This is a genomic window from Pseudomonas sp. CAU 1711 (genome assembly GCF_039888625.1).
In the GTDB taxonomy this organism is placed as follows: Bacteria; Pseudomonadota; Gammaproteobacteria; order Pseudomonadales; family Pseudomonadaceae; genus Aquipseudomonas.
On sequence record NZ_JBDQQT010000013.1, the window covers coordinates 128368 to 140017 of the forward strand.

7 protein-coding genes and 1 pseudogene are annotated in these 11650 nt (G+C 63.9%); 1 reads left to right on the forward strand and 7 read right to left on the reverse strand.

Going from position 1 to position 11650, the window contains the following annotated elements:
• The first annotated feature begins 116 nt into the window (after positions 1-116).
• Positions 117-1379, forward strand: coding sequence for an MFS transporter (locus AAFN46_RS15900; protein WP_347809668.1), 1263 nt, complete (start codon positions 117-119; stop codon positions 1377-1379).
• Between the two features lie 47 nt (positions 1380-1426).
• Here AAFN46_RS15900 and AAFN46_RS15905 read toward each other — a convergent pair whose 3' ends face one another.
• The 7 genes and pseudogenes from AAFN46_RS15905 to AAFN46_RS15935 all read right to left on the reverse strand — a co-directional run.
• On the reverse strand, positions 1427-1969 hold the full coding sequence (locus AAFN46_RS15905) for a hypothetical protein (RefSeq protein ID WP_347809669.1): 543 nt from the start codon (positions 1967-1969) through the stop codon (positions 1427-1429).
• 514 nt (positions 1970-2483) lie between these two features.
• Positions 2484-3026: a hypothetical protein gene (locus AAFN46_RS15910; RefSeq protein ID WP_347809670.1), complete on the reverse strand. Its 543-nt coding sequence runs from the start codon at positions 3024-3026 to the stop codon at positions 2484-2486.
• Between the two features lie 514 nt (positions 3027-3540).
• A complete protein-coding gene (locus AAFN46_RS15915) occupies positions 3541-4587 on the reverse strand; it encodes a hypothetical protein (RefSeq protein WP_347809671.1) in 1047 nt (348 codons plus the stop codon).
• Positions 4588-4598: 11 nt separating this feature from the next.
• The gene (locus tag AAFN46_RS15920; protein WP_347809672.1) at positions 4599-8387 is read right to left on the reverse strand and encodes a toxin VasX; all 3789 of its coding nucleotides are present in this window, start codon (positions 8385-8387) and stop codon (positions 4599-4601) included.
• Positions 8384-9202 carry a DUF4123 domain-containing protein gene (locus AAFN46_RS15925; RefSeq protein ID WP_347809673.1) on the reverse strand — a complete coding sequence of 273 codons (819 nt, stop codon included), beginning with the start codon at positions 9200-9202 and terminating at the stop codon, positions 8384-8386. The genes AAFN46_RS15920 and AAFN46_RS15925 overlap by 4 nt, the downstream gene beginning before the upstream one ends.
• The gene (locus AAFN46_RS15930; RefSeq protein WP_347809674.1) at positions 9199-11334 is read right to left on the reverse strand and encodes a type VI secretion system tip protein VgrG; all 2136 of its coding nucleotides are present in this window, start codon (positions 11332-11334) and stop codon (positions 9199-9201) included. The genes AAFN46_RS15925 and AAFN46_RS15930 overlap by 4 nt, the downstream gene beginning before the upstream one ends.
• Before the next feature lie 195 nt (positions 11335-11529).
• A pseudogene (locus AAFN46_RS15935) lies at positions 11530-11650 on the reverse strand (type VI secretion system tube protein Hcp); the annotation flags it as partial.

Here is an 11650-nt window from a genome sequence, read left to right on the forward strand (position 1 = left end):
AGAAGATAAGGCCTGCTGCTTAGATAGTCTAAGAATGTTTTTTGAGGTTTATATTCTGTTTTGTGCGCTGCATGCTCTGCTCTTCACCGGCCACCAGAGCCTTAGGAAAACCTTCAATGACCGCCTCCGATCGTCCGTCCAATACCACCCTGGTGCTGCTGGCTTCGCTCTACTGCGCCCAGGGCCTGCCGTCCGGGCTGGTGGCCCATTCGCTGCCGGTCCTGCTGCGTCAGCATGGCGTCGATCTGGCCTTGATCGGCCTGCTCAAGCTGCTGGCGCTGCCCTGGTTGCTCAAGGTGCTGTGGGCGCCCTGGATCGACCGCCTCGGCTCGCGCCGCCTCGGCCATCACCGAGGCTGGATCCTGCCGCTGCAAACCGTGGTGATCGGTTGTCTGGCGGGGCTGGCGCTGATCGAGCCGCAGGCCCTGTTCGGTTCCGCCTTCTGGCTGCTCCTGGGCACCTTGCTGCTGATCAATCTGGCCGCCGCCAGCCAGGACGTGGCCACCGACGGCCTGGCCGTACGCCTGCTGCCCGAGCGCTGGCGTGGGCTTGGCAACAGCCTGCAGGTCGGCGGCTACAAGGTCGGCATGCTGGCCAGCGGCAGCGGCCTGTTGCTGGTGATCGGCGGGCTGGGCTGGAACCTCTCCATCGGTCTACTGGCCGGAGCCCTGCTGCTGCTGACCCTGCCGATCTGGCTGTTTCCGGAAAAGCGCCTGCTGCCGCAGCAGATCGAGCAGGCCGAGCCCGCCGGCCCAGGCCTGCTCTGGCGGCATTACAAAGGCCTGCTGGCGCAGCCGGGCGTGCTCGCCTGGCTGGCCGTGGTACTGACCTTCAAGCTCGGCGACGCGCTGGGCTCGCCGATGATCAAGCCAATGCTGGTGGACCAGGGCTGGGACACTGCCGCCCTCGGTCAACTGACCCTGATCAGCAGCCTGGCCGGCATCGGCGGCGCCCTGCTCGGCGGCCTGCTTTATGCCCGCCTCGGCGCGCTGCGCTCGCTGCTGATCTTCGGCGCGCTGCAGGCCTTCGGTATCGCCGGCATGGCAGTGCTGGTGGGCAGGGGCAGCGAAGTGGGGCTGGTCTATGCGCTTTCGCTGTTCGAGCAGACCGCCGACGGCATGTCCACCGTCGCCCTGTTCGCCGTGATGATGCGCATGTGTCGCCCTGAGCATGAGGGCGCGGACTTCACCCTGCAGGCCAGCGCACAGGTGTTGCTGGCGGGGATAATCGGGGCGTGCAGCGGGGTGTTGGCCAAGTGGCTGGGCTACGAGTCGCTGTTCATCGTGGCAGGGGTGACTGGCGTAGCCGTCCTGGCTCTGGTATGGCGCTTTTTCAAGTCGAGCCTGGCTTCGTCGAGTGCCAAGGAGTTGGCTCCCTGATCTCGGGATGGTAGGCCGGCGGCACAGTGGGGCGGCATGATGAGGTATCAGTCCAGGTAGCGCACATGCCGGCGCATCAGGTTGTCGCGCCGCTCGGTGTCGATATTCGCCACCTTGGCGCGCATCTCGTCGAGCTTGGCGTCCCAGGTGGCGTCGTCCATGTCGCGCCAGTAGCGGGGCGGGCGTTGGGTCTCGCGGTCGTGTTCGGCGGTGACCGGGTCCTGGTCGCGGTACTGCTCGAACAGCGGGATGTCGGGCAGGGGGCGACTGGTGTCCATGTAGTTCTGCACAAAGTCCCAGCCGGCATACAGCGGCTGCAGGTTGGTGTCGCGCATGACGATGGGGCTGAGGTTGATCGTCAGGTCGTGGTAGCGATGCGCCAGGTACAGCTGGTGCCAGATCAGGCCCTGGCGGTCGGGGCCGCTGCTGATATAGGCGTCGAACTCATGGAACGGATGGACGAATTCGCCGATGGTGCCGCTGCGCTGGTATTCGCCCATATTGTCGTAATCGAACAGGGTGACCATGCCGGTGCGGCGATTGAGTTCCCAGAGTGGCCCCTTGGAGGGGCGAATGAACCAGTTGGGCAATTTGTGGACAACGAAAGAGCCGATTGCCCAGCAGGCGATAGGGGGGGCCAGGAACCATGGGGCCGTTTCCCAAATAATTTCTGCAAGCCGAATAAAGAAGTCGCTCTCCGACATTGCCGCTTCAATGCTGAAGGTAAATGAAGATAGCACCAGCACGGCCCAGAACACGAAGCGCCCGCCTCCCCACAGATAAAGCCAGAAAGTAGTTCTGTTGGATAACGGCGCGTAACGAATACGCTCGTGGTCATTGATGCGGTGGTAGTCGTACTGGGCAAATCGCTCGGACTTACGCTGTCCTGCTTCAACTTCCTGCAGATACTGTTCCCGAAGCCGCAATGACTCGGGCGTGGATTGCCGCAGCATGCTGATCGGACAAAGTTCTTGAGCACGCCCCCAGGGCAGGCGTGAATTGCCGAAGCGCTTCAACCAGCCGCGTTTGGATGGGTTCGGCTGGTCCGGAATGCGCTCGGGGTGGTAGGCGCCGACGGCGTAATGATGAGACGGCACGGTGATCTCAATCCGCGTAGCGTACATGCCGGCTCATCAGGTTGTCGCGCTGCTCGGTGTCGATATTCGCCACCTTGGCGCGCATCTCGTCGAGCTTGGCGTCCCAGGTGGCGTCGTCCATGTCGCGCCAGTAGCGGGGCGGGCGTTGGGTCTCGCGGTCGTGCTCGGCGGTGACCGGGTCCTGGTCGCGGTGCTGCTCGAGAAGCGGGATGTCGGGCAGGGGGCGACTGGTGTCCATGTAGTTCTGCACAAAGTCCCAGCCGGCATACAGCGGCTGCAGGTTGGTGTCGCGCATGACGATGGGGCTGAGGTTGATCGTCAGGTCGTGGTAGCGATGCGCCAGGTACAGCTGGTGCCAGATCAGGCCCAGGCGGTCGGGGCCGCTGCTGATATAGGCGTCGAACTCATGGAACGGATGGACGAATTCGCCGATGGTGCCGCTGCGCTGGTATTCGCCCATATTGTCGTAATCGAATAGGGTGACCATGCCGGTGCGGCGATTGAGTTCCCAGAGCGGTCCCTTGGAGGGACGAATGAACCAGTTGGGCAACTTGTGGACGACGAAAGAGCCGATTGCCCAACAGACAAGTGGGGGGCCAAGAAAAGCTGGTGCGGTTCTTGTGACAACACCCACATAGCCGCTGATGAATCCACTGGGATCATTGGCTGCGGCTACGGACCAAGCAAATACAAGAAAAAAGAGCAGCACCCAAAATACAAAGCGCCCGCCTCCCCACAGATAAAGCCAGAAAGTAGTTCTGTTGGATAACGGCGCGTAACGAATACGCTCGTGGTCATTGATGCGGTGGTAGTCGTACTGGGCAAATCGCTCGGGCTTACGCTGTCCTGCTTCAACTTCCTGCAGATACTGTTCCCGAAGCCGCAATGACTCGGGCGTGGATTGCCGCAGCATGCTGATCGGACAAAGTTCTTGAGCACGCCCCCAGGGCAGTCGCGAGTTGCCGAAGCGCTTCAACCAGCCGCGCTTGGCCGAGCTTGGCTGGTCCGGAATGCGTTCGGGGTGGTAGGCGCCGGCGGCGTAATGATGAGACGGCACGGTGATCTCAATCCGCGTAGCGCACATGCCGGCTCATCAGGTTGTCGCGCCGCTCGGTGTCGATATTCGCCACCTTGGCGCGCATCTCGTCGAGCTTGGCTTCCCAGGTGGCGTCGTCCATGTCGCGCCAGTAGCGGGGTGGGCGTTGGGTCTCGCGGTCGTGCTCGGCGGTGACCGGGTCCTGGTCGCGGTACTGCTCGAACAGCGGGATGTCGGGCAGGGGGCGACTGGTGTCCATGTAGTTCTGCACAAAGTCCCAGCCGGCATACAGCGGCTGCAGGTTGGTGTCGCGCATGACGATGGGGCTGAGGTTGATCGTCAGGTCGTGGTAGCGATGCGCCAGGTACAGCTGATGCCAGATCAGGCCCTGGCGGTCGGGGCCGCTGCTGATATAGGCGTCGAACTCATGGAACGGATGGACGAATTCGCCGATGGTGCCGCTGCGCTGGTATTCGCCCATATTGTCGTAATCGAACAGGGTGACCATGCCGGTGCGGCGATTGAGCTCCCAGAGTGGTCCCTTGGAGGGGCGAATGAACCAGTTGGGCAATTTGTGGACGACGAAAGAGCCGATTGCCCAGCAGGCGATAGGGGGGGCCAGGAACCATGGGGCCGTTTCCCAAATGATTTCTGCAAGCCGAATAAAGAAGTCGCTCTCCGACATTGCCGCTTCAATGCTGAAGGTAAATGAAGATAGCACCAGCACAGCCCAGAACACGAAGCGCCCCCCTCCCCATAGATAGAGCCAAAAGAGGCTCCTCTTGGCCAATGACGCATGGCGATAGCGCTCGTGATCGATGATCTGGTGATAGTCCAGTCGCTCATAGGCTTGAGGCTTTCTCTTCCCGGATGCCAACTCTTCGTCGTAGGCCTCAATGGCCCGAAGCCCGGCCGGCGTGGTGCTTTCCAGCAGACCCGGCGGCACGATGTCCTGCGCGTGCCCCCAGGGCAGGCGTGAACTGCCGAAGCGCTCCAACCAGCCGCGCTTGGACGGGTTCGGCTGGTCCGGAATGCGTTCGGGGTGATAGGCGCCGTCGGCGTAATGGCTCTGCATGGCGGTGGTCCTTAGCGTTTCGCATCCTGGCTGCGGTGAGTCTGCTCGTCGGCCCAGAAGGCCTGGTTGACCTTGTCGAAGCGTGGCCTGCCGTGCTGGCTCGTGCTGTAGCTCAGGCGGTCGGTGGGGGGCGGCGCCGGGAAGTGCCAGGCACGGCCCTCGCCCTGCAGGACGATCTGCGCCCGCACGGCCAATTCGTAAGTCTGCCATGGAATGCCCGGCCCTCTTGGCATGGGCTGGGAGGCGGGTACCTCGTAGAAGAGTTCCAGCGCATCCGGGTATAGCCGCTGCGCCAGTGGCTTGACCGGGCTCAGATGATGGTTGCTGATCAATAGCAGGTCCCTGTGGCTCAATCGGTGGGTGCTGGTGCGCAACTGGCTGGCGGCGGTGATATTGGCGCTGCCCAGGCTGGCGGCCAGACCGGGCAGGTTGCTTTCGATGCGTACTAGGAGGTTGGCTCGACGCATGAGGTGGTATGCGGCCGGGTCTAGCAGGCCCATGGCGCCATTGTGGCGTGCCTGCTCGGGATTGCTGCCGATGCTGATGCGAATGCCGGCAAAGAGGCTGGCCAGGCGGTAGAACGACTCCTGCGGGTCATCCCACAGATGGCGGACATCCGCCTCGCGGTTGGCGCCGAAGGGGCCGTTGGTCAGCCACTCTTCGATGGGCGAATCGTCCAGCCACCAGACCAGGCCCGCGCCGGCGAGAATCAGCACCAGGGTGACCCAGCCGACCGGGCCCATGCCCAGCAGGGTGGTGCTGCCTGCGGTAAAGAAGCCGCCGCCCAGGCCGACCAGGCCGCCCAGGGCCATCAAGCCGTAGCCCCAGGCGGCATCGTCGCCCAGCTTCAATTCGTGCAGGGCATCGTAGAAACTAAGCCCGACAAACAGGCTGCCGGCAAAACTTTGAAAGGCCAGCTTGCCGGTAATACTCACCAATCGCCCCCCGAACAGCCTCTGCAGCCCCTGACCAGGATTGAACAACACCCGATCACACAGGTTCTTTTGTATCGACTGCATCAGGGGCTGGTTATGCGCAAGCTTGGTGGCCAGCACCTCCATGGCTAGAACAAGATCAGCGCCAGCCCCTACTACTCCTGCTCGGGCTCTGAGAGTACTTTTATTTCTCGCCGTACCCTCAAGTGCGTCGAGTTCGGCCCTTACATTCCACATTTCCAAAATCAAAATCCCGGCCGGAAAAGCCTTGGAGCCGAGGGCTCCGCGCACCATGCGTTTCCCCCACCCCCCATGCTCCTTCGCCAGCCGATTGCGGGCATCCTGCAGGGCGCTATTGGCCTCGGCCAGCCGTCCTTGCGCGGCACGGTGCTGTTGCTTCGCCTGCTGCAACTTGCCTTCGCTCTGCAGTTGCTCGGCCAGCATGCGGTTCAGGTCGCGCGCCAGCTTGGCAGTGCGATGGTTCCTGGGGATGGCCAGTAGCAGGTGTTCCTCGGCGGGTACGTCGATCTTGGCCTTTTGAGCCTCACGGGCGTTGGTGGTGGCCAACACCTTGCCATCCGCCCCCAGCAGTTCGCCATAGAGCCTGCGGGCGGGCTGCTCGATTGCCGGCAAGTCATCCAGGCCGAAGAAAAAATAGTCCTTCTGGTTGGCACGGCTGCGACGGATGAAGACCATTTCGGCGAAGTCGTCCTGCAGCATGCTGCGCAACAGCTCGAAGTCCTTGACGTAGAGCTTGAGCTTGGCCGGAATCGCCTCGGCCCCCAGCTTGGCGCGCTGATCCTTGACTGCTCCTGCCTGGCGATTGCGCTCCTCCGACTGCTTGTCCACTTCACGCCCGGTCGCCTGTGCCTGCGTCTTCGCTTGATGGCGTTGCGAGAAGGCTGCGCGGTGTGTGCTTTTCGCCTCCTTCATGGCGCTGTGCAGGTTTTCCCAGATATTCAGCAAGGCGTTCGCGCCACTCTTGAGCGAAGGCACCAGCAAGAAATCCGGCTGACTCATCAGGCCGGCCAGGGTGGCGGCGTCCAGGGTGAGTAGGGTGGCTCCATCAGGCGCGCCCTGCAGCGCCAGCTTGGCCAAGGCCCCGGCGCGGTAATGGCCATCACCCTGGTTGGCTTCAGCCTCTGCGACGGGCAGGTAGGGAGCGCACATCGCGCTCTCTTCGGTGCTGGGCCAGAGCATGCTGTGCAACGGCTGGCGCGAGTCTTCGCTGATGCTGCGCAGCAAGCGTCGCCCTGCGCTATCGCGTGGTGCATCGCTGGCGACCTCCAGCGGGTCCTGCTGTTCGGGTGTGCGTGCCAGGGCCACGAACAGCAGGCTGCAGAGATAGAAGGCGCCCGCGTAATCGATACCGTCGAGGCTGAAATGGTCGCCCAGGGCGTGCTGGTGGGGCGTATGCCCAAGGCACATCGCCAGGTTGTCTTGCGCCGCCTTGAGGCTGGTACGCGCCAATTCACGGGCATGCACCGCAGCGCAGAGATCAAGCTGGCGGCGCCCGTCAAGTTTCAGCTTGGTGATGTACTTGTGCAGGGGGTTGCTCTTGCCGCCTACCTGCGCAGGCACCATGAGGCGCTGTACCAACAGCGCCGAGCCATGGTGCGCATGCAGGCCCGCACGCTGGGCGCAGCGCTGCAATAGCGCCTGGGCTTCATTGATACGTGCCAACAGATGGCGCATGCGGTACAGGCCATCATCCACCTGGATGCCGGCGATCTGCCGTTCGCGGGCACTGGCCAGGGCGTCCTGACAGGCAGGCTGTGCGGCCCAGAGCGGCGACTCGTCCGCCATGGCGTACTGCGCATCGAGGCTTTTGAGGGTGTCGTTCAAGGCCACTGCCCACGCGCCGGTTTCGGGACGAAGGTCATCGGCACTCTGGCGCGGGTCGCTCGGAATGGGATTGCCGTCACCGCGCTCATGTCGCTGATGAGTCGCACGCGCGAACTTCAAACTCTGGTTCGGGTACTGCCCGCTCAGGTCGTGCAGGTACTTGAGTGGTTGATCCAGTAACCACTCGCGTGCGACATCGCGAGGACGATGGGCTGGCACATTGTGCAAGGCAAAGGTATGCAGGCGCGCTGCCGGTCGAAGCGTCGTCTTGCCGAATGTGCGCTCCACCATGGCCATGTCCAGCTGCCCGCAGCGGGCCTTCCGCAACGCGGCATCCTGCTCCATACGATTAAGGCGTGCCGCGGGCCATTGCGTTTCGGCGAAGGCGACTTCGATATCCTGTACCTGCTGGCCATTCCAGCGCGCCGGCAGCCAGATTTCTTCCAGGGCTTTGCCGCTGACCTCGCGAGAGCCCTCACGATAACCCTTGCCATTGCGGTAGCTGCTCAGGCGTACGTCGTGGTAAGTGGTGCGGCCCTCTTGCTGGCGAATTTCCAGTTCTCGCCACAACCTCCCGCGGTAGTAGAGGTAGAGAAAGCCGGAGCGGCAGAGCACGGGGTACTCTTTGTGCTGGTGATTGGCGCTGATGCCGAGCATCTGCGCCATGGGCACAACCGGGATGATGATATTCAGTTGATGATTGACCTGGCGTGGTGTGGTCCTGGCGTCATTCATCAACGGTACCCGGATGGGTTGACCTTTCTCCGCTTCAATTTCCAGCCAGAGATGGCGCCTGGGTTGATTCAGCCACGGCCAGATATGCAGGGTGCTGCTCGCGCTACGATCTTCCAGTGGTTCCAGCTCACGCTTGTTGGTCAACCACTCCTGCTGTTCGTTGTCCGTCTCGTCGTAGATGACGACGCGCTGGCCCGGCGGATGGGTCTTGCCGATCACTTCGACGATCAATTTCCCGGCCTCGCAGGCCGGGCCGCTGCTCAGGCTGCCGACTTTGGCGGTCATGCGTATTGTTCCTTGAATGCCGGCGCTTCCAGATGGGCACGCAACTGCTGCAGGCGCTGTGCTGCATCACCGGCAGGGGGGATTGGATGAGCGTCGTGCGAGGGATGCTGGACGCGCAGGTCGAGGTAGGCACGCAGGCTGTCGGGGTCGTCGAAGCCGCAGTTCAACCCCAGTTGCAGGTAGTCCCAGGCCACGGCGAAGGAGACGCCGGCCTGGCCCTGTTGCCATTCGTAGGCGAAGCGCTCCAGTTGCTGGTGCTCGAGGGCGCGACTCTGCCTTGCACTCAGTTGCAGCGGCGCCGGGGCTTGCGTATCGGTTCCTGGATAGGCCAGTTGATGCCACTGGCTAAGGCCCTGGGCGGCATTGTCCCAAGTGCCGCCATGCCAGGTCAGCTGCTGTATCGGGCCCAGCCAAGTTGTACTGTTCTGCGCCTCGCAGGCGGGGAAAAAGTAGCTGGCGACCCTGGGGTCGTAATAGCGCAGCAGGGCTTTGCGGCGCTCGCCAAAGCCGACGACCAGAAGGCGCCGCAAGTGGGAGAGCAACGTGCTTGCTGGCTGAGTCGTGCTCAATAGCAGGCCCGGCCAGTCGCCTGGGGCCTTACTGTAGGCATCGAGCAAGGCGCTGCCTGGCGACAGGCGCAGTAGCAGGGGGCCGTCGTTCTGGTGAGCCGCGAGTTCGGTGTCCGCGAACAAGGGGGCAGGTTCCGGCTGTGGCTCCAGCGAGTAGGCGCGCTGCAGCAGGTTGTCGCTGTGCTCTACAAGCAGGTAAGGCTGGCCGGCGATGCTAGGCAAGGTCTGCTGGATGAGCAATCTCATGCTGGTGCCCCCGCTTGCATGGCTGCACGACATGGGCAGTCGGCGAGCGGACATTGCAGCGGCGTGCCTCCCTGGGGTTTTTGGCACAGCTCGATCAGCGGGCTGCTATCCAGGCGTGCTTGCTTGAGCTTGTGGGCGAGCACGGCTCCCGGCACATCCGCATCCGCCGGCTTGAGCTGGCCTGGCAGGATAGGCGCTGCACCTGTACCACTCCCCGGCCCGCCGCCGGAGTTGATCTTGATCTGCGGGCCGACCAGGGTGACGCCGCTGGCGTCCAGCTTGATGAAGCTGCCGGCGGCCTTGAAGGTGAGCTCACTGCCGGCTTCGAGGACGACCTTGAGGCCGCTGGACAGGTGGATCTCGTTGCCGGCCTCGACGAACTGCCCGGTGCCCAGCTTCACATGCTGGGTGGTCGCCACGCTGAGGTGGTCGTTGGCGCGGATCTCGGTCTTGCGGTCTTTATGGGTGGTGCGATGTTCCTCGGCCCTGAGCTCGGTGTAGCTGTTGGCCTCGACGGTGTCGTGGCGTTCGTGGCCGATACGGATCTTCTGGTCGTGCTCGACGTTCTCGTCCCAGTCCTTCTGGGCGTGGATGTAGATCTGCTCCTGGCCCTTGCGGTCCTCGATGCGCAGTTCGTTGTAGCCGCCACCGCCCGGGCTGCTCAGGGTCTTGAATACCGTGCGGGTCTTGTTCGCCGGCAGGTCGTAGGGCACCACGTGTTCGGCGTGGTACAGGCAGCCGCTGACCAGCGGCTGGTCGGGGTCGCCTTCGAGGAAGGTGACCAGCACTTCCATGCCCACGCGCGGGATGGCGATGCCGCCGTAGCGGTCGCCGGCCCAGCTGGAGGACACGCGCAGCCAGCAGCTGGTGCTGTCGTCGGCCTGACCCTCGCGGTCCCAGTGGAACTGGACTTTTACCCGGCCGTACGGGTCGCAGTGGATCTCTTCGCCCTTGGGGCCGGTGACCACGGCGCTCTGGCTGCCGAGGATGCGCGGCTTGGGGTGGTCCAGCGGCGGGCGGTAGGGGATGTCCCAGGGGGTGGCGCTGAAGCGGTTGCGGTAGCCCTGGTGGAAGTCGTGCGAGGGGCCTGTTGCACCCTCACCCCGGCCCTCTCCCAGGGGGAGAGGGGGAAAAGCGGTGATGGACTCTTCCAGCACCTGCGGCTGCTTGCCTTCGTGGTGGATTTCGCCCAGCAGCCACAGCTGGTTCCAGTCGCCGCGCGGGTGTTCGCTGAGGTTGAGGAAGTGGCCGCTGCGCAGCAGCGGCTGATCGCTCTCGCCCTCGGCCAGTTGGTAATCGCTGCGGTGGCGCTCCAGGGCGCGCTGGGAAAGAATCTTGCCGCGCGCGCGCTCGCTGAAGCGGCCGGGGTAGTCGTAGTCTTCCAGGTCCGGCCTGGCCTCACCTTTATGTGCGGCCTCCAGCTGCAGGCGCGGCTTCTCGAAGTCGTAGTCGCGGCGGGTCACCCGGCTGGTGCGAGTGGCCAGGCGCAGGGCGAAGCGTTTGATCACCGGCTCGTCCGCCACCAGGCCGCTGTCCTGCTGGTAGGCGGTGCTGGCGAGCTTGGGAAAACCGGTCTGGTCGTCGCCGAATACCAGCACATGGCCCTGGGCCGAGTGCTGGAAGTGGTAATGGATGCCTTCTTCCTCGCACAGGCGCTGGATGAAGTGCAGGTCGGTCTCGTCGTACTGCACGCAGTAGTCGCGCGCGGGATAGGTCGCGCCGAGCTGCATGCGCTGGCCGGAGCCCTCGAGGATGCCGTGCTCGCTCAGCACCTGGGCGACGATCTGCGGCACCGTCAGGTGCTGGAAAATGCGCTGGTTAGTGCGGTGGCCCAGCCAGCTGAGCTGCGGGCGCAGGCTCAGGTGGTAGCGGGTCAGGCGCTGGCCGGAGTCGCCCTGGGCGGCACTGTGCACCAGGGCATGGATGCCGGCGCCGTCGGCACTCAAGGTCAGGAACGCCGGCTGGCCGAGCAGGGCCTCGAGGTCGAGGTCCGGGCGCTGGCTGACCAGGGTCAGCTCGAAGGCGAAGGGCCGCGACAGGGCCTCATGGCCGCTGAACTCGAGCACCTGCAGGTCGTGCTGGACGGCGGGCAGGCTCAGGCTGAAATGGGTCTGGTTGGCGGGGGCGAACATCCGTTGTTCCTTCTGCCGAAAGGGCATCGGCCAGTCGCGCTGGCCGATGGGGTGGCTCGCTGACCGGCGAGCCCGGGCATTGTCGGGGATGCGCCACGGGCGTGCCGTGACGCGGGGGGCAAAAATACCCTCTCCCCAGCCCTCTCCCGTAAACGGGAGAGGGGGCTCAGGCCGCGGCCCGAGCGGGGCACGGCCTTAGGCCGAGATCGGCGAACGCCAGTCGTCGGAGCCGGAAGTGCCGGACACTTCGTGGGTCCAGACGATCTTGCGGTAGGTGAAGTAGACGTCTTCCAGGTGAGTGAAGTGGGCCATGTTC

Excerpts from the sequence above, each read along its gene's own strand:
- AAFN46_RS15900 (WP_347809668.1), top strand. The coding sequence starts at position 117 with ATGACCGCCTCCGATCGTCCGTCCAATACCACCCTGGTGCTGCTGGCT.
- AAFN46_RS15915 (WP_347809671.1), bottom strand. The coding sequence starts at position 4,587 with ATGCAGAGCCATTACGCCGACGGCGCCTATCACCCCGAACGCATTCCG.
- AAFN46_RS15920 (WP_347809672.1), bottom strand. The coding sequence starts at position 8,387 with ATGACCGCCAAAGTCGGCAGCCTGAGCAGCGGCCCGGCCTGCGAGGCC.
- AAFN46_RS15925 (WP_347809673.1), bottom strand. The coding sequence starts at position 9,202 with ATGAGATTGCTCATCCAGCAGACCTTGCCTAGCATCGCCGGCCAGCCT.
- AAFN46_RS15930 (WP_347809674.1), bottom strand. The coding sequence starts at position 11,334 with ATGTTCGCCCCCGCCAACCAGACCCATTTCAGCCTGAGCCTGCCCGCC.